The 24971-nt window shown below is 71.1% G+C and carries 20 protein-coding genes and 1 pseudogene; 12 read left to right on the top strand and 9 right to left on the bottom strand.

The window, feature by feature from the left end:
• Positions 1–5 precede the first annotated feature (5 nt).
• The 4 genes from GFH48_RS18990 to GFH48_RS18975 all read left to right on the top strand — a co-directional run bounded on the left by GFH48_RS18990 (position 6) and on the right by GFH48_RS18975 (position 2958).
• Positions 6–167: a DUF4177 domain-containing protein gene (locus GFH48_RS18990; protein ID WP_143608830.1), complete on the top strand. Its 162-nt coding sequence runs from the start codon at positions 6–8 to the stop codon at positions 165–167.
• A complete protein-coding gene (locus tag GFH48_RS18985; protein WP_153289402.1) occupies positions 164–634 on the top strand; it encodes a RidA family protein in 471 nt (156 codons plus the stop codon). The genes GFH48_RS18990 and GFH48_RS18985 overlap by 4 nt, the downstream gene beginning before the upstream one ends.
• A gap of 627 nt (positions 635–1261) precedes the next feature.
• A complete protein-coding gene (locus GFH48_RS18980) occupies positions 1262–2131 on the top strand; it encodes an NUDIX hydrolase (RefSeq protein WP_153289401.1) in 870 nt (289 codons plus the stop codon).
• Positions 2128–2958, top strand: a complete 831-nt coding sequence (locus tag GFH48_RS18975) for an MBL fold metallo-hydrolase (protein ID WP_153289400.1) — start codon at positions 2128–2130, stop codon at positions 2956–2958. Before GFH48_RS18980 ends, GFH48_RS18975 begins: the two co-directional genes overlap by 4 nt.
• A 425-nt stretch (positions 2959–3383) precedes the next feature.
• Here the strand turns inward: GFH48_RS18975 and GFH48_RS18970 are convergent, their stop codons facing one another.
• Complete coding sequence (locus tag GFH48_RS18970) at positions 3384–4058, bottom strand: Crp/Fnr family transcriptional regulator (protein WP_006382668.1); 675 nt, start codon at positions 4056–4058, stop codon at positions 3384–3386.
• Between the two features lie 318 nt (positions 4059–4376).
• On the opposite strand from GFH48_RS18970, the gene nth reads away from it, so the two are divergent.
• From nth to GFH48_RS18955, 3 genes are all read left to right on the top strand, one after another.
• Entirely contained in the window at positions 4377–5366 is a 990-nt protein-coding gene (gene nth / locus GFH48_RS18965; protein WP_228120687.1) for an endonuclease III, read from the top strand.
• 158 nt (positions 5367–5524) lie between these two features.
• Positions 5525–6253, top strand: coding sequence for an NUDIX hydrolase (locus GFH48_RS18960; protein ID WP_228121360.1), 729 nt, complete (start codon positions 5525–5527; stop codon positions 6251–6253).
• A 13-nt stretch (positions 6254–6266) separates the two neighbouring features.
• Entirely contained in the window at positions 6267–7466 is a 1200-nt protein-coding gene (locus GFH48_RS18955; protein WP_153289399.1) for a MarP family serine protease, read from the top strand.
• A gap of 60 nt (positions 7467–7526) precedes the next feature.
• On the opposite strand, the gene GFH48_RS39205 is transcribed toward GFH48_RS18955, so the two are convergent.
• The 6 genes from GFH48_RS39205 to GFH48_RS18925 all read right to left on the bottom strand — a co-directional run bounded on the left by GFH48_RS39205 (position 7527) and on the right by GFH48_RS18925 (position 16440).
• Positions 7527–7706, bottom strand: a complete 180-nt coding sequence (locus GFH48_RS39205; RefSeq protein WP_153289398.1) for a hypothetical protein — start codon at positions 7704–7706, stop codon at positions 7527–7529.
• Positions 7707–7868: 162 nt separating this feature from the next.
• Positions 7869–8819 carry an alpha/beta fold hydrolase gene (locus GFH48_RS18945; protein WP_153289397.1) on the bottom strand — a complete coding sequence of 317 codons (951 nt, stop codon included), beginning with the start codon at positions 8817–8819 and terminating at the stop codon, positions 7869–7871.
• Positions 8816–9292: a phage holin family protein gene (locus tag GFH48_RS18940; protein ID WP_153289396.1), complete on the bottom strand. Its 477-nt coding sequence runs from the start codon at positions 9290–9292 to the stop codon at positions 8816–8818. The genes GFH48_RS18945 and GFH48_RS18940 overlap by 4 nt, the downstream gene beginning before the upstream one ends.
• 67 nt (positions 9293–9359) lie before the next feature.
• The gene (gene nhaA, locus GFH48_RS18935; protein ID WP_153289395.1) at positions 9360–10772 is read right to left on the bottom strand and encodes a Na+/H+ antiporter NhaA; all 1413 of its coding nucleotides are present in this window, start codon (positions 10770–10772) and stop codon (positions 9360–9362) included.
• 273 nt (positions 10773–11045) lie between these two features.
• Entirely contained in the window at positions 11046–13046 is a 2001-nt protein-coding gene (acs, locus tag GFH48_RS18930) for an acetate--CoA ligase (RefSeq protein ID WP_153289394.1), read from the bottom strand.
• Positions 13047–13971: 925 nt separating this feature from the next.
• Positions 13972–16440 carry a bifunctional SulP family inorganic anion transporter/carbonic anhydrase gene (locus tag GFH48_RS18925; protein WP_153289393.1) on the bottom strand — a complete coding sequence of 823 codons (2469 nt, stop codon included), beginning with the start codon at positions 16438–16440 and terminating at the stop codon, positions 13972–13974.
• 333 nt (positions 16441–16773) lie between these two features.
• On the opposite strand from GFH48_RS18925, the gene GFH48_RS18920 reads away from it, so the two are divergent.
• On the top strand, positions 16774–18045 hold the full coding sequence (locus GFH48_RS18920; protein WP_153289392.1) for a polysaccharide deacetylase family protein: 1272 nt from the start codon (positions 16774–16776) through the stop codon (positions 18043–18045).
• Here GFH48_RS18920 and GFH48_RS18915 read toward each other — a convergent pair.
• Positions 18035–19015, bottom strand: a complete 981-nt coding sequence (locus GFH48_RS18915; protein ID WP_153289391.1) for an ATP-binding protein — start codon at positions 19013–19015, stop codon at positions 18035–18037. The genes GFH48_RS18920 and GFH48_RS18915 overlap by 11 nt on opposite strands.
• 101 nt (positions 19016–19116) lie before the next feature.
• Between GFH48_RS18915 and GFH48_RS18910 the strand changes: the two genes are divergently transcribed.
• The gene (locus GFH48_RS18910; protein ID WP_153289390.1) at positions 19117–19941 is read left to right on the top strand and encodes a Fic family protein; all 825 of its coding nucleotides are present in this window, start codon (positions 19117–19119) and stop codon (positions 19939–19941) included.
• A 373-nt stretch (positions 19942–20314) separates the two neighbouring features.
• Here the strand turns inward: GFH48_RS18910 and GFH48_RS18905 are convergent, their stop codons facing one another.
• Entirely contained in the window at positions 20315–21148 is an 834-nt protein-coding gene (locus GFH48_RS18905; protein WP_153289389.1) for an HAD family hydrolase, read from the bottom strand.
• 595 nt (positions 21149–21743) lie between these two features.
• On the opposite strand from GFH48_RS18905, the gene ssd reads away from it, so the two are divergent.
• The 3 genes and pseudogenes from ssd to GFH48_RS18890 all read left to right on the top strand — a co-directional run bounded on the left by ssd (position 21744) and on the right by GFH48_RS18890 (position 24760).
• Entirely contained in the window at positions 21744–22838 is a 1095-nt protein-coding gene (gene ssd / locus GFH48_RS18900; protein WP_153289388.1) for a septum site-determining protein Ssd, read from the top strand.
• A 251-nt stretch (positions 22839–23089) separates the two neighbouring features.
• Positions 23090–23827 (top strand): annotated as a pseudogene (locus GFH48_RS18895) (ATPase, T2SS/T4P/T4SS family); the annotation flags it as partial.
• A 681-nt stretch (positions 23828–24508) separates the two neighbouring features.
• Positions 24509–24760 (top strand): hypothetical protein, encoded by a 252-nt coding sequence (locus GFH48_RS18890; protein WP_153289387.1) that lies wholly within the window; start codon positions 24509–24511, stop codon positions 24758–24760.
• Positions 24761–24971: the final 211 nt, after the last annotated feature.

Here is a 24971-nt window from a genome sequence, read left to right as displayed (position 1 = left end):
GCGACATGACCAAGTGGGAATACGCAACCGTGCCGCTGCTCGTCCATGCCACGAAGCAGATTCTGGACACCTGGGGCGAGGACGGCTGGGAGCTTGTCCAGGTCGTGCCCGGCCCGAACAACCCCGAGCAGCTGGTGGCCTACCTGAAGCGCGAGAGGTCGGCATGAGCGGCGCCGTCGAGTCGAAGCTCGCGGAGCTCGGGCTGACCCTGCCGGACGTCGTCCCGCCGCTGGCCGCGTACCAGCCGGCCGTGCGGTCCGGTGTGTACGTGTACACGTCCGGCCAGCTTCCGATGGTGGACGGCAAGCTTCCGGTCACCGGGAAGGTGGGCGCCGAGGTCACGGCCGAGGAGGCCAAGGACCTGGCCCGCATCTGCGCGCTGAACGCGCTGGCCGCCGTCAAGTCGGTCGCGGGCGACCTGGACCGTGTCGCGCGGGTCGTGAAGGTCGTGGGCTTCGTGGCCTCGGCCGCCGACTTCACCGGTCAGCCCGGTGTGGTGAACGGTGCCAGTGAGCTGCTCGGCGCGGTGCTCGGTGACAAGGGTGTGCACGCCCGGAGCGCCGTCGGGGTGGCGGTGCTGCCGCTGGACGCTCCGGTGGAGGTCGAGATCCAGGTGGAGCTGACGGAGGCGTAGGCCCTCCGGGCGGTCGCGGTGGGTGTGGCCCCGGCCCAGGGGTCCCGCCCCCCGCCGCCCCGGCCGGTACCCGGAGGCTGCCGCCCCCGGACCCCCGCGTCAGCCTGAACGGCCTCGTCGTCGTCGAACGCCGGACGGGCCGAAAGACGTACCGCCCGGCCGGAACCGTCAGCACACGCCGGAGATCTTCGGTGCGGGCTCGGCACCTTTCATCCCGGGCGCGTGCCTCCAGCGGGTCCGCAACCTTTCAGCGCGGGCTTGCCCCCTCAGCACCCCGTATCCGTTCTTTCAGCGCGGGCCTACCACCTCGCACCCCGTCCTCGGTCTTTGAGCGAGGGTGCGCGTCTCCAGCCCGTCCGTGACCATCCTGCGCAAGCAGGCATCCCCAGCCCGTCCGTAACCATCCGGCGCGGGCCCGCACCCTCAGCCTGTCCGGCGTTTGAGGACGAGCCCTTCGGGCGATGGCGAGGGTCCAGGGGGCGCAGCGCCCCCTGGCGGGGGGCTGGGGGCGGAGCACCCAGGGGGAGGACGGGGCCGGTAAGGGCGGCGGGGGCGAGGAAAGGCCCCGGTCAGCCAGATCGACCTGGGCCCCTCGAACATTCGCCCGGCTCGGGATAGCCTCCGGCCATGGCGAATGGGCAGTGGTATCCACCGGAATGGCCCGAGCGGATCCGCGCGCTCGCGGAGGGCACACTGACACCGGTGACCCCCAGACGGGCCGCCACCGTCATGCTGCTCAAGGACACCGGCACCACCCCTGTGGTGCACATGCTGCGCAGACGCACCACCATGGCCTTCGCCGGAGGCGCGTACGCGTATCCGGGCGGCGGCGTCGACCCCCGCGACGACGATCACCGGATCCGCTGGGCGGGCCCCACGCGCGCGTGGTGGGCCGACAGGCTCGGCGTCGACGAGACGTCCGCCCAGGCCGTCGTCTGCGCCGCGGTCCGCGAGACGTACGAGGAGGCCGGCGTCCTCCTGGCCGGCCCCACCCTCGACACGGTGGTCGGCGACACCACCGGCGACGCGTGGGAGGCGGACCGCGCCGCCCTGGTGGCTCGTGATCTCTCCTTCGCCGAATTTCTCGACCGCAGGGGCCTGGTCCTCAGATCCGACCTCCTGGGCGTCTGGACCCGCTGGATCACCCCGGAGTTCGAGACCCGCCGCTACGACACCTGGTTCTTCGTGGCCGCCCTCCCGGAGGGCCAGCGCACCCGCAACGCCTCCACGGAAGCCGACCGCACCGTGTGGATCCGCCCCGCGGAAGCGGCGGCCGGCTACGACAAGGGCGAGCTCCTGATGATGCCGCCCACCGTCGCCACCCTGCGCCAGCTCATCCCGTACGACAGCGCGGCCGACGTCCTCGCCGCCGCGCCCGCCCGCGATCTCACGCCCGTCCTGGCCAGGGCCCGTCTGGAGAACGGCGAAGTGGTCCTCGCCTGGCCCGGTCACGACGAGTTCACCAAGCACGTCCCGACCGGCGGAGCCCCGGCATGACCGACGCCGCCGCCCTTCCCGGCCGGCCGCGGGGCGGGACCCTCTCCGGCCCCGCCACCCCGCGCGCCGTGAACGTACTGGCCCCCAACGCGTCCGCGATGACCCTGGACGGCACCAACACGTGGATCGTCTCGGAGCCGGACTCCGAGCTCGCCGTGGTGATCGACCCGGGACCACTGGACGACGTGCACCTGCGCGCCGTCCTCGACACGGCCGAGAAGGCCGGGAAGCGGGTCGCGCTGACCCTGCTGACGCACGGGCACCCCGATCACGCGGAGGGCGCCGCGTCGTTCGCCGAGCTGACGGGGACGAAGGTGCGGGCCCTGGACCCGGCGCTGCGGCTCGGGGACGAGGGACTGGCGCAGGGCGACGTCGTCACCGTGGGCGGCCTCGAACTGCGCGTGGTCCCGACCCCCGGGCACACCGCCGACTCGCTGTGCTTCCATCTCCCGGCCGATCGGGCCGTGCTGACGGGTGACACCGTCCTGGGCCGCGGTACGACCGTGGTGGCCCATCCTGACGGCCGCCTGGGCGACTATCTCGACTCGCTGCGGCGGCTGCGCTCGCTCGCGGTCGACGACGGCGTGCACACGGTCCTGCCCGGTCACGGGCCCGTGCTCGACGACGCCCAGGGCGCGGTCGAGTTCTACCTCGCCCACCGAGCCCATCGCCTGGCCCAGGTCGAGACGGCGGTCGAGAGCGGTTACGTGTCGCCGCACCAGGTCGTCGCGCACGTCTACGCGGACGTGGACCGCTCGTTGTGGCCCGCCGCCGAACTCTCCGTCCGGGCACAGATGGACTACCTGCGGGAGCACGGTCTGATCTAGGCCCAGCCGCCCAGCCGCCTCGACCGCCGGACTGGTGGCGGCCCGTCGCGCGACCCGCAGCAGCACGGGCCGCCGACGCGGCGGGTACGCGGCCCGGTCCCCGCCCAGGAAGGGCGTACAGAGGCAGGGCCTGGTCCCCGCCCTGGGGCCGCACAGAGGCAGGCGGTGAACCGGCCGGGAACCGGCCCGGGGTGTACCTCTCCGGGTCGCTCAGCGGGCGCCCACGGCTCCCCGGCAGCGTGCCGCCGCCGTCGATCCGCGGGGACTCCTCGGCGGCCGCTCGCGAGGGCGCCGTGACGTCCGTCCGGCGTCCGGAGTCCGTCCGGCCCACCTCCGTGAGCTCCTCGCGCGAGAGCGGGACACGCGTGGGGCCCCGCCGTACGGCGGGGCCCCACGCGCTCACTCAGGTCCGGACGGCGACGCGGTCAGCGTGAACGCTTCGCGAGGCGCTCCACGTCCAGCAGGATCACCGCGCGGGCCTCCAGGCGGAGCCAGCCGCGGCCCGCGAAGTCGGCGAGTGCCTTGTTGACCGTCTCGCGGGACGCGCCGACCAGTTGGGCCAGCTCCTCCTGCGTCAGGTCGTGCACGACGTGGATGCCCTCCTCCGACTGCACGCCGAAGCGGCGGGAGAGGTCCAGGAGCGCGCGGGCCACCCGGCCGGGCACGTCCGAGAACACCAGGTCGGACATCTGGTCGTTGGTCTTGCGCAGGCGCCGGGCGACGGCGCGCAGCAGGGCGGCGGCCACCTCGGGCCGCGCGTTCAGCCAGGGCTGGAGGTCGCCGTGGCCGAGGCCGAGCAGCTTGACCTCGGTCAGCGCGGTGGCGGTCGCCGTGCGCGGGCCCGGGTCGAACAGCGACAGCTCGCCGATCAGCTCACCGGGGCCGAGGACGGCCAGCATGTTCTCCCGGCCGTCGGGGGAGGTGCGATGGAGCTTCACCTTGCCCTCGGTGACCACGTAGAGGCGGTCTCCGGGGTCGCCCTCGTGGAAGAGAGCGTCGCCGCGTGCGAGCGTCACCTCACTCATGGAGGCGCGGAGTTCCGCCGCCTGCTCATCATCGAGCGCCGCGAAGAGCGGGGCGCGCCGCAGAACGTCGTCCACGAGTTCTCTCCTTGTCGACCTGCTCAGGGGATCTTGCTCCCCCGTGGTACCAGGGGAGCGTGTTCCCCATCTTGCTGGACGGTCCAAACAGTGTGATCAGTCACAAGTCTGCCGCACGGGCGTCGCGGGCAGTGCGGCAGGGGGCCAATTGGAGGCTGATCTTCTGGGTCCGGGGCGGATGTCGGTGCTGGGCTCTAGGCTGGCCGGGTGTCCAAATCGCCGGTGAGAGCACAGGCCAAGGGGGCTGGGCGGGTGGCTGTACGTCGCGATTCCGCTGTGGGCGAACAGCGCCCCGATGGAAGCACGAAAACGACAAAGGTGACAGATTCGACGCCGGTGAAACCGACGGCGAAGAAGGCCGCCAAAAAGGCGACAGCCACGACGAAGAAGACGACCGCAACGGCCAGGAAGGTGACGGCAACGGCCAAGAAGGCCACCACCTCGAAGGCCGCGCCCTCGAAGGCCGCCGTGAAGAAGACGGCCGCCGTGAAGAAGACGGCCGCCGCCAAGCCCGTCGCCAAGAAGGCGCCCGTCGCCGAGCCGTCGACCGCCCTCGTCCGCAGAGCCCGCCGTATCAACCGCGAACTCGCCGACGTCTACCCGTACGCCCACCCGGAACTGGATTTCGAGAATCCCTTCCAGCTGGTCGTCGCCACGGTCCTGTCGGCGCAGACCACCGACCTGCGGGTGAACCAGACGACGCCGGCGCTCTTCGCCAAGTACCCCACCCCCGAGGATCTCGCCGCCGCGAATCCGGAGGAGGTCGAGGAGATCCTGCGGCCGACGGGCTTCTTCCGGGCCAAGACCAAGTCGGTGATAGGGCTCTCCAAGGCGTTGGCTGAGGAGTTCGGGGGCGAGGTGCCCGGCCGCCTCGAAGACCTCGTCAGACTCCCCGGCGTGGGCCGCAAGACGGCCTTCGTGGTGCTCGGGAACGCCTTCGGACGCCCCGGCATCACCGTGGACACGCATTTCCAGCGACTCGTGCGCCGCTGGGAGTGGACCGACGAGACGGAGCCCGACAAGATCGAGGCCGCCGTCGGCGCGCTCTTCCCGAAGAGCGAGTGGACGATGCTCTCCCATCACGTGATCTTCCACGGCCGCCGCATCTGTCACGCCCGCAAGCCCGCGTGCGGCGCGTGCCCCATCGCCCCGCTCTGCCCGGCGTACGGGGAGGGCGAGACGGACCCGGAGAAGGCGCGCAAGCTCCTGAAGTACGAGAAGGGCGGCTACCCCGGTCAGCGCCTCAACCCCCCGCAGGCCTACCTCGACGCGGGTGGCATTCCGGCACCTCCGCTGGGCGCCGGATGACGGCGGGCACGGCACCGGCCGGAGTGGGGGAGAACGGAACGGGGGCGGCGAGGACGCACGCCGGCGATACACAGAGCAGGCACATGGAGACGTACGACATCGACAGGTACGACGAGCCAGGCACCGGCGGAACGCACGGCGAGCCCGGCGCACACGCAATGCCCGGCGCGCACACCGCGCGTGGCGCACACGCGACGCGTGGAGCGGCGCCGGGCGGCGCCCCCGTGCTGGTGACCAAGGACGGCCTGCCCGCCTGGCTCGACCCGGTGGTGCACGCCGTCGAGACGGTGGAGCCGCTCCAGTTGAGCCGTTTCCTGCCGCCGGCCGACGGCGCGGGACGGCAGTCCGCCGTCCTCGTCCTCTTCGGCGAGGGTTCCCGCGGCCCCGAGCTGCTCCTGATGGAGCGCGCCGGCTCGCTGCGCTCGCACGCGGGACAGCCCTCCTTCCCCGGCGGCGCCCTGGACCCCGAGGACGGCGACCCGAAGACCGACGGGCCGCTGCGCGCCGCGCTGCGCGAGGCCGAGGAGGAGACCGGGCTCGACCCCGGCGGCGTCCAGCTCTTCGGTGTGCTGCCCCGGCTCTACATCCCGGTGAGCGGCTTCGTGGTCACGCCCGTCCTCGGCTGGTGGCGCGAGCCGACCCCGGTCGGCGTGGTCGATCCGGCCGAGACGGCCCGGGTCTTCACGGTCCCCGTGGCGGATCTCACGGACCCCGCCCACCGGGCTACGACCGTGCACCCCAGCGGCCACCGAGGTCCGGCATTCCTGGTCGAATCGGCCCTGGTGTGGGGCTTCACGGCGGGCATCATCGACCGTCTGCTGCACTTCGCGGGCTGGGAGCTGCCCTGGGACCGCGAGAAGCAGGTCCCGCTCGACTGGCGCGCGTGACAGGGTGTCGTTCGTGAACGTGCTGGACATCTTGCTGCTGGTCGCCGCCGTGTGGTTCGCGATCGTGGGCTACCGCCAGGGCTTCGTCGTCGGCATCCTGTCGGTGATCGGCTTCCTGGGCGGCGGTCTTGTCGCCGTCTACCTTCTTCCCGTCATCTGGGCCGCCCTCACCGACGACGCCACGGTGAGTACGACCGCCGCCGTCGTCGCGGTGGTCGTCGTGATCGTCTGCGCCTCCGTCGGCCAGGCCCTCACCACGCACCTCGGCAACAAGCTGCGCCGGTACATCACCTGGTCCCCGGCCCGCGCCCTGGACGCGACGGGCGGCGCCCTGGTCAACGTCGTCGCGATGCTCCTGGTCGCCTGGCTGATCGGCTCGGCCCTGGCCGGCACGACGCTGCCGACGCTCGGCAAGGAGGTCCGCGGCTCGAAGGTGCTGCTCGGCGTCTCCCGCGCGCTGCCCTCCCGGGCCGACACCTGGTTCGCCGACTTCTCCTCGGTCCTCGCGCAGAACGGTTTCCCCCAGGTCTTCAGCCCGTTCGCGAACGAACCGATCACCGATGTCCAGCCGCCCGACCCGGCGCTCGCGAACAGCCCCGTCGCCGTCCGCGCGCGGAATTCCATCGTCAAGGTGATGGGGACCGCGCAGAGCTGCGGCAAGGTCCTGGAGGGCTCCGGCTTCGTCTTCGGCAACCGTCGCGTGATGACCAACGCGCACGTGGTCGGAGGCGTCGACGAGCCCACCGTCCAGATCGGCGGCGAGGGCAGGAAGTACGACGCGAAGGTCGTCCTGTACGACTGGGAGCGCGACATCGCCGTACTCGACGTACCGAACCTGAACGCGCCCGCCCTGAAGTTCACCACCCGGGACGCGGGCAGCGGCGACAACGCGATCGTCGCCGGTTTCCCGCAGAACGGCGCGTACAACGTCCAGCCGGCACGCGTGCGCGGCCGGATCACGGCCAACGGCCCGGACATCTACCACCGCAAGACCGTGCGCCGAGACGTCTACTCGCTGTACGCGACGGTCCGTCAGGGGAACTCCGGCGGCCCGCTGCTCACGCCCGACGGCAAGGTGTACGGAGTGGTCTTCGCGAAGTCCCTCGACGACGCCAACACCGGGTACGCCCTCACCGCGGACGAGGTCCAGCCGGACGTCACCCAGGGCCGTACGGCCAACCAGCAGGTCGACAGCGACAGCTGCGCGCTCTGACGGCGACCTTCGAATCGGTCCGCCGGCCGGGGTGGTCGGGCCGGCGGAGGTGGCGGCGGATCAGCCGCGCGGATGGCGCAATCGCACCGAGACCCAGCGGGCCCGACGGCGCAGAATGCGCGGGATCCCCACCTGGAGGCCTGTGCCCGGCAGCTGCGGGGTGCCCCTCTGATGGGAGCTCAGGCCCGTGGCCGAGCGGCGGTTGCGTGGTGCGTCACTGTAGTCGTGCGTCCAGCCCATACCCCGACGTCTGCCCCTGCCTCAAGGTCGATAACCGCGTCCCGGGCCCCCAATTGGCCTATGCGCGAGGCATTTGGCCGTTCGTAGGACACGCGTTCCCCTTCGCGTACCGGGCGCCATCGGGCGGTCACCGAAGAGGGCCGTCGACTGGCTGAAAACGACCTACCGGTCGGGCTCGGGATCCTTGAGCCAGTTGACGAGTTCGGTCGAGAAAGCCACCGGGTCCTCCTCGTGGGGGAAGTGCCCGAGACCGTCGAACAGGCGCCAGCGGTACGGCGCTTCGACGTACTCCCCGGAGCCCGCCGCACTGCGCGTGCGCATGACGGGGTCGAGCGAACCGTGCAGATGCAGCGTCGGCACCCGGACGGGCCGTTTCATACGCCGGTTGAACTGGATGCCGTCCGGGCGGGCCATGGACCGCACCATCCACCGGTACGGCTCGATGGAACAGTGCGCGGTGGAGGGGATGCACATGGCGCGGCGGTACGTGTCCACGGCCTCGTCGTCCGGGAGCCGCGGCCCCGACCACTCCCGCAGCAGACGGCCCACCAGGGCACCGTCGTCCGCGACGAGTTGGCGTTCGGGAATCCATGGCCGCTGGAACCCCCAGATGTACGAGCTCGCGGAGGTCTGCCTGACGTCGGAGAGCATCGCGGAGCGCCAGCGCCGGGGGTGCGGCATCGAGGAGACGACGAGCCGGCGCACCAGCTTGGGGCGCATCACGGCCGCCGTCCACGCGAGGTACCCGCCCAGATCGTGCCCCACCAGCGCGGCATCGGGCTCACCGAGGGACCGTACGACCCCGGTGATGTCGAGCGCGAGGTTGGCGGGGTCGTAACCGCGTGGTGTGCGATCGCTGCCGCCGACACCCCGCAGATCCATGGCCACGGCCCGGAACCCGGCGTCGGCGAGCGCCACCAGCTGCCGGCGCCAGGTCCACCAGAACTGGGGGAATCCGTGCAGCAGCAGAACCAGCGGCCCGTCGCCCATCTCGGCGATGTGGAAGCGCGCGCCGTTGGCGGCGACGTCCCGGTGGGTCACCTCTCCGGCGCCGGGGATGTCGAGGCGTACGACCGAGGTGGGTTGCGCCGAAGGTGTGGCGGGGTCCGTCATGAGGATGAGCGTGCCACAGCTTCCAGGGCGTCCTCGACCGGCGCCGGCCGGGGGTGCGGCTTGGCGTTCTGCAGGACGCCCGCCGTCTCCTTCACCGAGGCGGCCACCTTCTGCGGTCCCTTGCCCTTCTTGGCCTTCTTCGCGAAGACCACGCCGATCAGCGCGAGGACGGCGGCGACCAGCACGTTCGCCGCGAACGACAGGACGAAGCAGATCGCGAGGTTCCAGTCGGTCCAGGTCCGGATGCCGTACGCGAGGGCGAAACTCAGCATGGGGAGGGAGAAGATCAGTACCGCTCCGGCCACCGCGAACGCGCCACCGCTGACCGCGCCGCGCTTGACGTCCCGCTTGAGCTGCGCCTTCGCCAGTGCGATCTCGTCGTGCACCAGTGCGGACATCTCGGTCGTCGCCGAGGCGACCAGCCTGCCGATGCTGCGTTCGGCGCCGACCGGGCTGCCGTCGGGTGCGCTCATCGCGGACTCCCTCTTCTGCATGTGTGTACCGTCTGGCTTCTGCGGGTGTTTGTGTCGTCTGGTCAGATCATGCCGGACGGTCGTACTCCTCGCCTGCCCCGCCCGCCACTTCGGCAAGCCGTCGGTGTTCGGCGGCCTTCCGTTCGTGGATCTCGGCCATTCGCAAGTGGTACGCCGGGTTGTCCTGCTCGTAGATGTCGGGGATGCCGTCGCTGTCCTCGTCGCGCTCCTCGGCCTCGCACAGCGCACGGTACTTGGCGTTGCGCATCTTCAGCAGCGCCGTGGCGAGTACGGCCGCGACGAGCGAGCCCACCAGGACGGCGGCCTTGACCTCGTCGGTGAGCACCGGGCCCGCGGTGAAGGCCAGTTCGCCGATGAGCAGGGAGACGGTGAAGCCGATTCCGGCGAGGCTCGCGACGGCGAGGACGTCGGGCCAGGCCAGGTCGTCGCTCAGCGAGGCCCTGGTGAACCGGGCGGTGAGCCAGGTGCCGCCGAACACGCCGACCGACTTGCCGACCACGAGTCCGAGGACGACACCGAGCGTCTCGGGCCGTGTGAACACGTCCCCCAGTGCCCCGCCGGAGACCACGACACCGGCGCTGAACAGTGCGAACAGGGGTACGGCGAGCCCGGCGGAGAGGGGTCGCACGAGATGCTCGACGTGCTCGCCGGGCGAGTGCTCCTCGCCCTCGTGCCGGTGGCAGCGCAGCATCAGGCCCATGGCGACACCGGCGATGGTGGCGTGGACGCCGCTGTTGTACATCAGCCCCCAGATGGCGAGGGCGAGCGGCACGTACACGTACCACCCGCGTACGCCCTTGCGCAGCAGCACCCAGAAGACGCCGAGCCCGGCGACGGCCCCGCCGAGCGCCGCGAAGTCGAGGGTGTCGGTGAAGAAGACCGCGATGATCAGGATCGCGAGCAGGTCGTCGACGACGGCGAGGGTGAGCAGGAAGGCGCGCAGGGCGGACGGCAGGGACGTGCCGATGACCGCGAGTACGGCGAGCGCGAAGGCGATGTCGGTGGCGGTGGGCACGGCCCAGCCGGCCAGGGATCCCCCGCCCGCGGCGTTGGTGAGGGTGTAGACGAGGGCCGGTACGGCCATTCCGCAGACGGCCGCGGCGACCGGCAGCAGCGCGGCTTTCGGGTCGCGCAGGTCTCCCGCCACCAGTTCGCGCTTGAGTTCGATACCGGCGACGAAGAAGAACACGGCGAGCAGTCCGTCGGCCGCCCAGTGCTGTACGGACAGGTTCAGTCCGAGGGCCGCGGGCCCGAAGTGGAAGTCGCCCACGCCGGCGTAGCTGTCCCGCAGGGGGGTGTTGGCCCAGATCAGCGCGGCGATCGCGGCGGCGAGCAGGAGCACCCCGCCGACGGTCTCGGTGCGCAGCGCCTCCGCCACGAAGTTCCGCTCGGGCAGTGACAGCTGTCCGAGGAACCTGCGGTTGTCGGTGGTGTTGCTACGGGGACGGGGCGCGGCCACGGCGGGGACCTCCGGGTCGGTACGACTCGCTGACGACCGTCAGGCGGGATCGCCGACGACGTTGCCGACCAGACTTCCCGGCACACCCTGAGGCCTCAGTTTACCTTGGCATTACAGCCAGATAACGCGCCATACGGACATTAAGAATAAAAGGGTTCCCGGAGGGGGCGTGTGCGCACGGGTGGGTGTACGCGCTCGGGTTTGGGGGGCACGGGTGTGGGGGCACATGTGGTGCCCCCACACCGAAGGCGGCGCGGGAGAGCGGGTGGGCTCTCAGTCCTCGCTGGGTGCCGCCGGCAGCTTCTCCTGGATCAGCTCCATCACCGTGGAGTCCGTGAGCGTGGTGACATCCCCGAGCTCCCGGTTCTCGGCGACGTCACGCAGCAGCCGCCGCATGATCTTCCCGGACCGGGTTTTCGGCAGCTCCGCGACCGGCAGCACCCGCTTGGGCTTGGCGATCGGCCCCAGCGTCGTGCCCACGTGGTTGCGCAGCTCGGCGACGAGCCCCGGGTCGTCCGCGGAGGCCGTACCCCGCAGGATCACGAACGCCACGATCGCCTGCCCGGTCGTCTCGTCCGCAGCGCCGACCACCGCGGCCTCGGCGACCGCCGGATGCGACACGAGCGCCGACTCGACCTCGGTCGTCGAGATGTTGTGCCCGGACACGAGCATCACGTCGTCGACGCGGCCCAGCAGCCAGATGTCGCCGTCCTCGTCCCTCTTGGCGCCGTCCCCGGCGAAGTACTTGCCCTCGAACCGGGACCAGTACGTGTCGAGGAACCGCTGGTCGTCGCGCCAGATCGTCCGCAGCATCGACGGCCACGGCTCGGTCAGCACGAGGTACCCGCCACCCCCGTTGGGGACCTCCTGGGCCTCGTCGTCGACGACCGTCGCCGAGATGCCCGGCAGCGGCCGCTGTGCCGACCCGGGCTTGGTCTCGGTGACCCCCGGCAGCGGCGAGATCATCATCGCGCCGGTCTCGGTCTGCCACCACGTGTCCACGATCGGCGTCCGGTCCGCCCCGATGTGCTTGCGGTACCAGATCCACGCCTCGGGGTTGATGGGCTCACCCACGGACCCGAGGACCCGCAGCGAGGACAGGTCGAACTTCGCGGGGATGTCGTCGCCCCACTTCATGAACGTACGGATCGCGGTGGGCGCGGTGTAGAGAATCGTCACCCCGTACTTCTGCACGATCTCCCAGAACCGCCCCTGGTGCGGGGTGTCCGGCGTCCCCTCGTACATCACCTGCGTCGCACCGTTCGAGAGCGGCCCGTACGTGATGTACGAGTGCCCGGTGACCCAGCCGATGTCGGCCGTGCACCAGTAGACGTCGGTCTCCGGCTTGAGGTCGAAGACGGCGTGGTGGGTGTACGAGGCCTGCGTGAGGTAGCCGCCCGAGGTGTGCAGGATGCCCTTGGGCTTTCCCGTCGTCCCGGACGTGTACAGGATGAACAGCGGCTGCTCGGCGTCGAACGCCTCCGGCGTGTGCTCGGCGGACTGACGGTCGACGATCTCGTGCCACCAGACGTCGCGGCCCTCGGTCCAGTCGACCTCCTGCCCCGTACGGCGCACCACCAGCACCTTGTCGACCCCGTCGACCCGGCTCACCGCGTCGTCCACGGCCGGCTTGAGCGCGGACGGCTTGCCGCGGCGGTAACCACCGTCGGAGGTGATGACCAGCTTGGCGTCGGCGTCCTGGATGCGGGTGGCGATCGCGTCCGCGGAGAACCCGCCGAAGACGACCGAGTGCGCGGCCCCGATCCGGGCACAGGCCAGCATCGCGACGACGGCCTCGGGGATCATCGGCAGATAGACGGCGACCCGGTCGCCCTTGCCCACGCCCAGCTCGGTCAGCGCGTTGGCGGCCTTCGACACCTCGTCCTTCAGCTCGGCGTAGGTGATCGCGCGGCTGTCACCCGGCTCGCCCTCGAAGTGGAGGGCGACCCGGTCACCGTTCCCGGCCTCCACGTGCCGGTCCACGCAGTTGTACGCGACGTTCAGTTTCCCGTCGGCGAACCACTTGGCGAACGGCGGGTTCGACCAGTCCAGCGTCTCGGTCGGCTCGGTGGCCCAGGTCAGGCGGCGGGCCTGCTCGGCCCAGAAGCCGAGCCTGTCAGCCTTGGCCTGCTCATACGCCTCCGCGGTGACGTTGGCGTTCGCCGCCAGGTCGGCGGGGGGCGCGAACCTGCGCTCTTCCTTCAGCAGGTTGGCCAGGCTTTCGTTGCTCACGACATCTCCCTTTCCCAGGGTGTCCGTTGTGTCCCAGGCCACAGCTCATCAGACCGGGGGCCCTGATGACAAGAGTCGATCCAAAATTGGTTTAGACCTGTTAGGGGCCTGGGCATGTTCGGTGGTCCTTCAGTCGTCCTTCAGTGTTCCTCCAGCGGTTCTTCCACGTCGTTCAGGGGTGCGCCTCGGACCGCGACCGCGCGGTCGCGGTCGGCGGTGAGGGCGACTCCGCCCCGGCGCGGTCCCTGCGTGGCAGCGACGCCGTACTCCGAGGCACGGACAGTCCCGCGCCCGGGTTCACCCGACGACGCCGGGAGCGACCCGGCGCGGAGCGGCACACGTTCGGACGGGCACGGGGTCGCGGGCCGTCGTCCCCGCCCTCCCCGCTGTCGGCGGGCCCGTCGCCCGGGCCGGACGGGCCGAGGTGTGCGAAGCCGGGGTGCGTGGAGCCGGGGCGTGCGAAGCCGGGGTGCGTGGAGCCCGGGTGTGCGGAGTGACGGGGCGTGGAGTCGGGGGCGCGAGGACGGTCTGTGGGGGAAGGCCACGGTGGGAAGGTCCTGGCGGGAAGGCCACGGTGCAGAGGTCCGGGCGGGGAAGGCCGGGGCGGGGAGGGGGGAGACCGGGGCAAGCGGCGCCAGGCCGGTGACCCAGGCGGCCGGGGCGACCGGGGCTGGCAGTGCGAGCCTCCGACCGGAGGGTCGGCGCGGAATGCGGCGACGGGGCTGGGCGGGACGGAAGGCGGTGGCAAGGGGGCCTGCGGCGAGGGAACCTGCGGCGACGGAACCGGTGGTGAGGGAACCGGTGGTGGGAGGGTCGGCGCCGCGGAGCCCGTTGGCGTGGCGCGCGGGTGATTGCGTGTGCCGACCGGCGCGCCGCCCCCGACCGAATACACCCGTTCGGCCCGCGCCCGGTAGGGCCGGCGGATGGTGCGCGACCCCGCCGACCAGGGCCGCGCACCACGACGGGGTCACACGGGACGGCGCAGATCCTCCGCCGCTCCGACGTGGTCGAAAAGCTCGTCGCCGTCACGGTCGACCAGCAGATACGCCTGTGCCTCGCCGACGTGGAAGTACATCCCGTGGAGTTCGAGCGTGCCCTCGCGCAGGGCCCGCGTCACGGAGTCGTGGGCCCGGAGATGCTCCAACTGCTGTACCACGTTGGTCAGACACAGCTGTTCCACCGCGTCGGCCGGTTCCCGTCCGGAGAGCTGGGCCCACGGCCTGTCCTTGGCGGCCATCCGGCGCAGGCTCGGCAGTCCGTGCCGCAGCCACCGCTTGAGGGGTGTCTGCGTTCCGCCGGGCTCCGAGTTCAGCAGGGCCTGCATCGCCCCGCACCCCGAGTGCCCGCACACCGTGATGGACCGCACCCGCAGCACGTCGACCGCGTACTCGATCGCCGCCGCGACCGAGTCGTCCCCGCTCTCCTCCCCGGGCTCCGGTACGAGGTTGCCCACGTTGCGTACGACGAAGAGGTCGCCGGGGCCACTGGACGTGATCATCGAGGTGACGAGCCGCGAGTCGGCGCAGGTCAGGAACAGCTGCGACGGCTGCTGCCCTTCCCGCGCCAGCCGCGCCAGCTCGTCCCGTACCAGGGGCGCGGTGTTGCGCTGGAACGCGCTGATGCCGCGGGCGAGTTGGTGGTCGCCGTGTCCGCGGTGACCGCCCGGCCCGCGCTGCCCGGAGGAATCCTCCGCTTCGCGCGGCCCGCCGGAGTCGCCGGAAGGGCCGGCCGCGTACGGCCCGCTCGGCCCGCCCGGTTCGCCCGGTTCGCCAAAGTCGTCCGACCGGGCGTCGGGGGAGACGGACTGCGGGTTGGCGGAGGGCTCGCAGTAGTGGTTGCGCCAGGGAGTCCAGGGCCGGCAACGGCAGTGGGGCGAGTGGGAGGGTTCGGCGATCCGGGCACCGGCCCGTCCGGTCAGCTCGACCGTGCCGCCCTGTGCCGAGTGCCCCTGCTGCCAGTCGTGCAGTGACTCGTACGCCGCGTGGTCCATGAACGAGCCGTCCAACTCGACCACGGCGCGGGCGCCTCGGGGCACCAGATGCAGGGCGCGGCTGAGCCTGGGCACCGCGAGGAAGGTCAACTGGCCGCAGACGTGGATGTGATGGACCCCTCCTCTTTCCTCGTGGGTGATGCGAGTGCGCGCGAGGCGGTGCATGGCGACGACGACGGCCACGGCGACCCCCAGTGCGACGCCCTCCAGGACGCCGGCGAGTACGACGCCGAGCGTGGTGACCACGTACACCAGTACTTCGCGGTGGCGGGTGACCGTGCGGATGTGGTGCAGGGAGACCATCTGGATGCCGACGGCCATCACCAGGGCGGCGAGCGACGCGAGGGGGATCAGCTCCAGGATCGGGACCATCAGCAGCGCGGCGATCACTACGAAAACGCCGTGCAGCATCGTGGAGTTCCGGCTCACGGCACCGGCTTGCACATTCGCCGAACTGCGGACGGCGACCCCGGCGACGGGCAGCCCGCCGAGCGCGCCGGAGACGGCGTTCGCGGCGCCCTGCCCGAGCAGCTCCCGGTCCAGGCGGGAGCGGCCGACCCGGGCCTGCAAGTCGGGCCGTCCGGCAACCAGTTTGTCCACGGCCACGGCACCGAGCAGCGACTGCACACTGCACACCAGCGTGATGGTGAGGACCGAGGCGGCGATCCCGAGCACCGGCCCCTCGGGCAGCCCGGCAAGAGCGTGACTGCTCCAGGACGGCAGGTCGACCTTGGGCAGGACCAGCCCGCAGAGTGAGGCGGTCGCGGTGGCCCCGGCGACGGCGACGAGCGCGGCCGGAACGGTGCGCAGGACGTGTCCGACCCGGCCGGGAATCCGCGGCCAGGCGAACAGGAGCGCCAGTGTCAGCAGGCTCATCGACACCGCCCCGGGATGTACGCGCGCCAACTGGGCGGGCAGTGCGCGGAAGTTCCCGAGGACGGAGCTCTGGGGGGTGCCGCCCAGCACGACGTGCAGCTGGGCCACGGCGATGGTCACGCCGATCCCGGCGAGCATGCCGTGCACGATGGCGGGACTGACGGCGAGCGCCGTGCGGGCCACGCGCAGACAGCCGAGACCCAGTTGGGCGATTCCGGCGAGAACGGTGATGGCGCAGGTCGTGCGCCATCCGTAGCGGTGGATGAGCTCGGCGGTGACGACCGTGAGCCCGGCGGCGGGCCCGCTCACCTGGAGCGGTGAACCGCCGAGCCGGCCGGCGACGATTCCGCCCACGGCGGCGGCGACCAGGCCCGACTGGAGCGGTGCGCCGGTGGCCAGGGCGATACCCAGGGACAGGGGCAGTGCGATCAGGAAGACCGCGATCGAGGCCGACAGATCGGCTCCCGCGATACGGAATCGGCGGGGCGGAAGCGGCGGACGGCTGTGGGGTGGGTGGATGCGCTTCGGCCGAGTCGAGTCGGTGGCGCGGGTGGGGACGCAGGCAGACATTCCCGTCTCCTCCGGGGCGGCGCGGTCGCGGAACAAGTGGTCCCCCAAGCCAGGGAGGCGGGGGCGGATCGCGGCCGTGGGTCACGGCGTGCAGCGGCGGGATCTTCAACGCTCGGTAAATAGATCGTAATGCAGAGTAAAGGCATCGTGTGGACATTGGGCGCAATTGGGGCAACAAGTCACTCTCAAGGGTGAATGGTTCTTTGAGTCGGCTTGTCGTATTTATTCGGTCTCGGCCTCGTGCGACCTTGGCGGCGCTGTCGGTATTCGCTGCAGATCTCCCACGACGCCCTCGACGGCGTTGCCCCGACCCGAGGAAGAAGGTGGGCGGAGATGGCCGTCACCCAGAGGACCGCCGCGGGGGTGGCACTCGCCGCGGTCTGCGCCGTGGCGCTCGCCGGTTGCGCGAGCGGCACCACCGGTTCCAGGGAGGGTGCGCACGGTGCGAAGGCGGCGGCGGGGGCTCCGGCACCCCGGAACGCCATCGGGCTGATCGGTGACGGTTCCACCGAGTACACCGGGGCGCAGCCGCACCTGCCCAGACCCGAGAGGCTGAGGCGCGGGGAGAAGCCCCCGCAGTTCGTGGTGTTCTCCTGGGACGGCGCCGGTGAGGGCAGCCAGAAGCTCTTCTCGCACTTCCGGAAGATCGCCAGGGCCAACCGGGCGACGATGACGTACTTCCTGAGCGGCGTCTACCTGCTGCCGGAGGCCAAGCGCGACCTGTACAGGCCGCCACAGCACTCGCCGGGCACCTCGGAGATCGGCTTCAACGACGACGAGGGCATCAGGAACACGGTCCAGCAGCTGCGCGGCGCGTGGCTGGAGGGCAACGAGATCGGTACGCACTTCAACGGCCACTTCTGCGGTCCCGGGGGCGGCGTCGGCGAGTGGTCGGTCGAGGAGTGGAAGAGCGAGATCGCCCAGGCGAAGTCGTTCGTGAAGTCCTGGAAGACCAACACGGGCATGAAGACAGCCCCCTCACTGCCCTTCGACTACGACAAGGAGCTCATCGGCGCCCGCACGCCCTGCCTGGAGGGTCAGAAGAACTTCGTGAAGGCGGCCCGGCAGCTGGGCCTGCGCTACGACACCAGCGGTGTCGACAACCAGGTCTGGCCCAAGAAGAAGGGCGGCCTGTGGGACCTGTCCATGCAGCTCGTGCCCTTCGCCGGACACTCCGGCGAGCAGCTCACCACGGACTACAACTTCATGGTCGACCAGTCGGGCACCCAGACCGAGGGGGACCCCGCCAAACGGGAGTACTGGGGCAACCAGCTCCGTGACAGCCTGCTCAAGGGGTTCCGGCGCGCCTACGGCGGCAACCGCGCCCCGCTGGTCATCGGCAACCACTTCGAGTCCTGGAACGGCGGCACCTACATGCGCGCCCTCGACCAGGTCATCGAGAACGTGTGCAACAAGGCCGGCGTCCGCTGTGTCTCGTTCCGCGGACTCGCCGACTGGCTCGACGTCCAGGACCCGGCCACGCTCGACAGGCTGCGTGGCCTCAACGTCGGGGAGGCCCCCAAGCAGGGCTGGGCGTCCTTCCTCTCCGGCCGCCCCGCCCCCGCCCCGAAGGGCGTCCCCGGGGCGCCGGCGGTCAGGCCGTAGCCACCAGCCCCTCACCCAGTACGAAACCGGGGTCGATCTGCGCCGCCAGGTCCGCCCCGGTCCTCTCGTTGCCCCAACTGTTCGCGTTCTTCAGGTGGAAGTGCACCATCTGGCGCGTGTAGCGCTCCCAGTCCCGCAGTTCGTACGTGGCGTCCGCGGCGGCCTGCAGGGCGCTCAGGGACCGGCGGTTGGCGTCCTCCAGGTGCTCGAACCGGGGCGGGCGGCCCTTCTCCATGGCGCGCACCCAGTCCGAGTGCCCGACGGTGACCAGCAGGTCGTCACCGACCTCGGCGCGGAGGAAGTCGATGTCGTCCTGGCCCTGCACCTTGTTGCCGACGACCTTCAGGGCGACGTCGAAGTCGCGGGCGTAGTCCTTGTACTGGCGATAGACGGAGACGCCCTTCCGGGTCGGCTCGGCGACGAGGAACGTCATGTCGAAGCGGGTGAACATGCCGGACGCGAAGGAGTCGGAACCGGCGGTCATGTCGACGACGACGTACTCGCTCCGGCCGTCGACGAGATGGTTCAGGCAGAGCTCCACCGCGCCTGTCTTGGAGTGGTAGCAGGACACTCCCAGATCGGCCTCGGTGAACGGGCCGGTGACCATCAAACGGGCGTCGCCGCCGTCGAGTTCCACGGGCCGCGCGCAGGCGTCGTACACGGGATTGTTCTCGCCCACCCGCAGCAGCCGTGAACCCTCGCCGGGCGGGGTCGTCTTGATCATCGTCGCCGCGGACGCGATCCGTTGGTTGGAACCGCGCAGGTAGTCCTTGATCAGGGGCAGTCGCGCGCCCATGGCGGGCAGTCCGACGGCCACCTCCTCGTCGAGCCCGAGCGCCGCCCCGAGGTGCTGGTTGATGTCCGCGTCCACCGCGACGACGGGCGCGCCCGAGGCCGCGAGATGACGGATGAACAGGGCCGACAGCGTGGTCTTGCCGCTGCCGCCCTTCCCCACGAAAGCAATTTTCATGTTCACCAAGGGTAGTCGATTGATAGCGCAGGGTGTTCGGGTGGGGTGAAGAAGACCACTCCTTCGTGGGCCCGGCGGCAGGGGTGCGTAGTGTCGTACTCATGAGTACGACAGGCGCGACCGCCGATCCGCTCGCGACCCTGGCCTCGCTGCCCGGGGTGGCCGAATCCGTGGAGTCCGTCCGCAAGGCGGTGGACCGGGTCTACGGGCACCGGATCATGCGACGTCGCAGCAACGAGATCACCTCCGAGGCCGCGCTGCGTGGCGCACGCGGCTCCGCGGCGCTGTCCGGCGCCGACTGGGCCCTCGAAGAGGTGCGCCGCCGCACCGACTTCAGCGGGGACGACGAGGCCCGCACGGTCGGGGCCGCCCTCCGGCTGACCGCAGAAGCGGGCCAACTCCTCTCCATCTGGCGGCAGTCGCCGCTGCGGGTGCTGGCGCGGCTGCATCTCGTCGCGGCCGCGGACGGGGAGGACGCGGTCGGCAGGCCGCGCCAGGACGGCGAACCCGTCCACGAGCCGCTCGTCGAACTTCCGCTGCCGGGCGCGGCCGAGGTGGCGGGCCGGCTGGAGGGGCTCTCTCGGCTGATCATCGCCGGAGGCTCGGCCCCGGCACTGGTCACGGCGGCCGTCGTGCACGGCGAACTGCTCGCTCTGCGCGCTTTCGGGACCCACAACGGGCTGGTCGCCCGTGCGGCGGAGCGCATCGTGCTGATCGGCAGCGGCCTCGACCCGAAGTCGGTCTGTCCGGCGGAGGTCGGTCACGCCGAACTGGGCCGCGCGGGCTATCTGGCGGCCCTGGAAGGCTATGTCTCCGGTACCCCGCAGGGTATGGCGGCCTGGATCGCGCACTGCGGCAAGGCGGTCGGACTGGGGGCCAGGGAGTCGACGGCCGTCTGCGAGGCGCTTCAGCGCGGGGCCGCGTAGGTCCCGGAACAGGGTTGCGGCGGTACGAGTTCTCGTACCGCCGCTGGCATGCTCACCGGGTTACCAAGCGTCCTCGATGTTCGCCCATCAGGTCGGGAACTGCTGCCCGTCACCTGGTGCGGCTGGCCCGTAATCGACGGGTCGACGTCGCGTGGGTTCTTGGTGTACATGCTCGGTCCGTGGGGCCTTGGTTGAGTTTTAAGGCGATCCTTTCGGATGTCCTTGGTCTCGCGGGCCGTTAAACCCTTTGTACTCCTGGTCCGGGGCAAGCGGAACCCCTGGCCGCACTTCTTTACTTTTAGGTTCAAAGGGCTGCGAATCGGGCGGGAATTGCGCCCTGCGCGCCTGCGGGACGCCCGCCCGCGCGGCAGCCTCACAGTGCGGTGGCGCGCCGCCTGCTCGCGTACCAGACGAGCCCCGCCGTGGCCGCCGCCGCTCCTATCGCCGCCGCCGCGACGAGCGCCGGACGCTGCGGCACCGACAGCGCGGGCAGCCGCTGCTTGAGCCGCACCGGGCGGTGGAAGTCCAGCACGGGCCACCCGCGCGCGGTCGCCTCGCGCCGCAGCGCGCGGTCCGGATTCACCGCGTGGGGGTGCCCGACGGACTCCAGCATCGGGACGTCCGTCGCGGAGTCGCTGTACGCGTAGCACCGCGCGAGGTCGTACCCCTCGGACTCGGCCAGTTCCCTCACGGCCTCGGCCTTCGTCGGCCCGTAGGCGTAGTACTCCACCTCCCCGGTGAAGCAGCCGTCCTCGCCCACGACCATCCGGGTGGCCACCACCCGGTCGGCGCCGAGCAGCTCCCCGATGGGCTCGACCACCTCCGCGCCCGACGTGGACACGATCACGACGTCGCGTCCGGCGGTGTGGTGCTCCTCGATGAGCGAGGCGGCCTCGTCGTAGATGATCGGGTCGATCAGGTCGTGCAGCGTCTCGGCGACCATCTCCTTGACCTGCTGGACGTTCCAGCCGCGGCAGAGCGCGGACAGGTAGGCGCGCATCCGCTCCATCTGGTCGTGGTCCGCACCACCCGCCATGAACACGAACTGGGCGTACGCGGTACGCAGGACGGCCCTGCGGTTGATCAGTCCGCCTTGGTAGAACGACTTGCTGAACGTGAGCGTGCTCGACTTCGCAATGACCGTCTTGTCCAGGTCAAAGAAGGCTGCCGTGCGAGGCAAGGAGTGGTTTTCCACGAGCCCGAGCATAGGCGCCCGCCATTCGGGCTAGTGTGGGGCGTGTGGGTTTGCCTGAGAAGGCTCTCGGGTACACCATGGAAGTCACGGATCGTTCGCGACCGTGCTAACCCGGTCCGACTCCTCCCCCCCCGAGTCGGCCGTGGGGACGACCCCCGCTCTCCCCCCCGGCGGGGGTCGTCGCATGTCCGGATGGGTTTTCACCCCCTCCTGCGCGACCCCGGAACCCTGTTGCCACCGCTGCGGCGGCCTCTTTCGCGTACCCAAGATTCGTCACCGTGTGTAGTCGTGACGCTGCTCTGTGAAAGTCGCGCACGGGCTTCCGGTATGGGTGAAGGCGATATTCACAACCACTGAGTTGTCCACAGTTATCGACCAAGATCCACACGATTTTCCCGATCGCTGCACCGTGATTCCAGCGCGTCCCGCTCGCGGCGAGTTCCTCGCGGCGAGTTCACGGCCGGTTCCGTTTGTGGGACGCGTTCGGCCGGTTCGTATCGGCCGTTCATAGGGAGGCCGCAGGCCGGTTCTCCACACGGGTGGGAATCGCGGGTCCGCAGGGAACCCTGCGACTCCGCGCAAGGAGCAGCGAAGGGGGCTGGAGATCGTGGCGGGAGCCATCACACACGACGTGCCACCCGCCGCCGACGGGCGGCAGGGCGGACCATTGATCGTCACGGAGGACGTCGAACTCCTCGATGACCTGCTGCGCCTGTGCGCGGCGGCAGGAGCGAGGCCGGAGGTGCACCACGGTGTGCCGGAGCGCGTGGGCGGCTGGGAGACGGCACCGCTGGTGCTCGTCGGCGACGACGCCGCCCGGCGGGTGCGCGGTGCCGTGCGCAGGCGCGGAGTGGTGCTGGTCGGGCGCGACCAGGACGACTCGGGCGTCTGGCGGCGGGCCGTCGAGATCGGCGCCGACCATGTCCTGATGCTGCCCGACGGCGAGCAGTGGCTGGTCGACCGCATCGCCGACGTGGCCGAGGGCGTGGGCCGGCCCGCGCTCACGGTGGGGGTGATCGGCGGCCGGGGCGGGGCGGGAGCGTCCACGCTCGCCTGCGCGCTCGCCGTCACCTCGGCGCGCGAGGGACGCCGCACCCTGCTCGTGGACGCCGATCCCCTGGGTGGCGGACTCGACGTACTGCTCGGCGGAGAGGCGGTGGAGGGCCTGCGCTGGCCGGCGTTCGCCGCCTCTCGCGGCCGGGTCGGCGGCGGCGCGCTGGAGGAGTCCCTGCCCGAACTGCACGCGCTGCGCGTCCTCAGCTGGGATCGAGGTGACTCCGTCGTCATTCCGTCGCAAGCGGTCCGCGCCGTTCTGGCCGCGGCCCGGCGGCGGGGCGGCGCGGTGGTCGTGGACCTGCCCCGCCGCATCGACGACGGCGTCGCGGAGGCCCTCGCCCAGCTCGACCTCGGGGTGCTGGTGGTCCCCGCCGACCTCCGCGCGATCGCGGCGGCCGGACGGGTGGCGTCGGCGGTCGGCATGGTCCTGCGCGATCTGCGCGTGGCGGTCCGGGGTCCCTACGCTCCCGGACTCGACGACCGCGAGGTGGCCCGGCTGCTCGGGCTCCCTCTGGTCGGTGAAGTGCCCGCCGAATCCCCGCTGCCGGACGCCGGTGTGCCACCCGGGGGAGCGGTCCGGGGGCCGCTCGCCCGGTTCTGCAGCGCCTTCTGGGAGCGGGTGGCGGGGGAGGGCGGGGCCGCGTGAACCGGGACACCGGTGCGGGGACGCGCCGAGCGGCGGCCCGGAGCGGATCCACGCCACCGGACAGGGCCGGGGATGATCCGACAGGACCGACACGACGGACGGCACCGGCGGGACCGACAGGGGCACCGGCGGGACCGACGGGGCCTGCGGCGTCGCCGTGGATGGCGGTGGTGCAGGCACCGCCAGGAACGCAGGTAGGTCAGGCACCGCGAGGACTGTCACGACCGCAAGCACCGCCCGGGCCACCAGGAATGTCAGGACCAGCAAGAACGTCAGGTCCGGCGGGGCCGCGTGGGCGTACGGGGTCCGTGGCGCCGGACGGGCGGCCCGGACCGTCAGGTGCCGTGGGACACACGGGGCACGCCGAGCACACGGTGCGCGCCGGACGCACGGGGCACGCCGGGCACACGGGTCGTACGGAGTTGTTGGACGGTGTGCGGCAGTGGCTGGCCGAGAGCGGGTCGGAGCCCACTCCGGCACGCGTGGCACAGGCCCTGCGCGCGCAGGGCCGCGTCCTCGGCGACGCGGAAGTACTCGGAGCGGCCCGGCAGTTGCGCTCCGAGCTGGTCGGCAGCGGACCTCTGGAACCGTTGCTCGCCGACCCGTCGGTCACCGACGTCCTGGTGTCGGCGCCCGACCGGGTCTGGGTCGACCGGGGCGGCGGTCTGGAACTGACGGCCGTCTCCTTCCCGGACGCGGCGGCCGTACGACGCCTCGCGCAGCGTCTCGCGGCCGTGGCCGGACGGAGACTCGACGACGCGCGCCCCTGGGTCGACGCCCGGCTGCCGGACGGCACCCGGCTGCACGCGGTGCTGCCACCGGTCGCCGTCGGCTCCACCTGCCTGTCGCTGCGCGTCGTACGACCGCGCGCGTTCACACTCGACGAGCTGGTGGCCGCGGGCACGGTGCCGCCCGGCGGGGACCGTGTCCTACGGGCCCTGCTGGAGGCCCGGCTGTCCTTCCTGATCAGCGGAGGCACCGGTTCGGGCAACCCCAAGTTCTATCTATGACTCCACTAACACTTAGTACCCACAGGACAAACGGAGTTTCTCGGCGGATGTGATGGGGGTTCATCCATTGGGCTCTCATCGGGGCTCCGGGCGAGGCGTTTGCCCTGAGCTTCGACTAGGGTCCTCGACGAACTAGACGCAAGAGCGCCATAGTTCCCCCTCATCCCGGCCCCCGCTGCCTTAGGCGAACCATGCCTTTTTCAGGCGAACGCCCAGGTAGCTGGCCGGAAGTAGCCGAAGGAGCCAACCGCTTGAGTTCGCATACGGGCTGGATCGAAAGGTATTGGGAGACGGTCCGATGGGCCGCCGAGAAGCGCGGTCGTCCAGGCCGAGTTATCGCCATCCTGCTGGCCACTGCAGTGATCATCAGTGCCTTGGTGTGCCTGGTGATCGTTGCGTCGCGTTACTTCGCTTAACCCTGCCAAGAGTTGGTGACCAGCAGGTGGCCATCCCACTTTAGTCCCGACTCGGCTTCTGGCCCCGCATCGTGATCCGGTGCGGGGCCAGAAGCTTTCGAGAAGCGCCTGGCCCCGGCCGGATCGGCGTCCGGCCGGGACCCGATTGATCGCCGAGCGCGGAAGCGTGGCTTCTCTGCAAACCCGCCGTCCCTCGCGTGTCCGCCTGGCAGCCTGGCAGGAGCGACCCATCAAGGAGGCGGCGGTGCCCGAAGACCCCACTGGCGGATACGTCAAGAACCCGCGGCAGACCAAGTTGCTCCTGACGCAGGACATCAGCGACGTAACCCGCTTCATGGAAGGCGCCGAGATGCTCGGCACGGGCATTCAGGTACGGCGCATTGCGCTCCCCAAGAGGAACGAGCCGCACGTCTTTCAGGAGTGGTGGGAGGTCCGAGTGTTCGACGACCCTCACCTTGGCGAGCGGCCGTCCGAGACCGGTGACCAAAGTGAGTAGTGGGGACGACGAGTTGGAGGAGACGCACGACCTCAGCCAGGCAGTCGGGGGAGCCCAGGTCTCCGAGGTCGTCGTCATCGTCAGCGGCCCGCCCCTCCAGCAGCTGGGCGAGCGTCAGCCGGAGCTCGCGGGTCAACTGAGGCAGCGTCCGGTCCTCGGGGCCGGCCACCGCCTCCCCGCAGGTCTGGCACTCGCCGGACGTCGCCGTATC

Source organism: Streptomyces fagopyri, assembly GCF_009498275.1.
GTDB classification, from domain to species: Bacteria; Actinomycetota; Actinomycetes; order Streptomycetales; family Streptomycetaceae; genus Streptomyces; species Streptomyces fagopyri.
This window is presented reverse-complemented; position numbering and strand designations above follow the sequence as displayed.

Bases quoted from the DNA above. Each gene is read 5' to 3' on its own strand.
- GFH48_RS18940 (WP_153289396.1), bottom strand. From the start codon at position 9,292: ATGAGCGCACCCGACGGCAGCCCGGTCGGCGCCGAACGCAGCATCGGC.
- GFH48_RS18990 (WP_143608830.1), top strand. From the start codon at position 6: ATGACCAAGTGGGAATACGCAACCGTGCCGCTGCTCGTCCATGCCACG.
- GFH48_RS18920 (WP_153289392.1), top strand. From the start codon at position 16,774: ATGGCCGTCACCCAGAGGACCGCCGCGGGGGTGGCACTCGCCGCGGTC.
- GFH48_RS18915 (WP_153289391.1), bottom strand. From the start codon at position 19,015: ATGAAAATTGCTTTCGTGGGGAAGGGCGGCAGCGGCAAGACCACGCTG.
- GFH48_RS39205 (WP_153289398.1), bottom strand. From the start codon at position 7,706: ATGGGCTGGACGCACGACTACAGTGACGCACCACGCAACCGCCGCTCG.
- GFH48_RS18960 (WP_228121360.1), top strand. From the start codon at position 5,525: ATGCCCGGCGCGCACACCGCGCGTGGCGCACACGCGACGCGTGGAGCG.
- GFH48_RS18980 (WP_153289401.1), top strand. From the start codon at position 1,262: ATGGCGAATGGGCAGTGGTATCCACCGGAATGGCCCGAGCGGATCCGC.
- GFH48_RS18975 (WP_153289400.1), top strand. From the start codon at position 2,128: ATGACCGACGCCGCCGCCCTTCCCGGCCGGCCGCGGGGCGGGACCCTC.
- GFH48_RS18945 (WP_153289397.1), bottom strand. From the start codon at position 8,819: ATGACGGACCCCGCCACACCTTCGGCGCAACCCACCTCGGTCGTACGC.
- GFH48_RS18985 (WP_153289402.1), top strand. From the start codon at position 164: ATGAGCGGCGCCGTCGAGTCGAAGCTCGCGGAGCTCGGGCTGACCCTG.
- GFH48_RS18905 (WP_153289389.1), bottom strand. From the start codon at position 21,148: ATGCTCGGGCTCGTGGAAAACCACTCCTTGCCTCGCACGGCAGCCTTC.
- GFH48_RS18925 (WP_153289393.1), bottom strand. From the start codon at position 16,440: ATGTCTGCCTGCGTCCCCACCCGCGCCACCGACTCGACTCGGCCGAAG.
- GFH48_RS18910 (WP_153289390.1), top strand. From the start codon at position 19,117: ATGAGTACGACAGGCGCGACCGCCGATCCGCTCGCGACCCTGGCCTCG.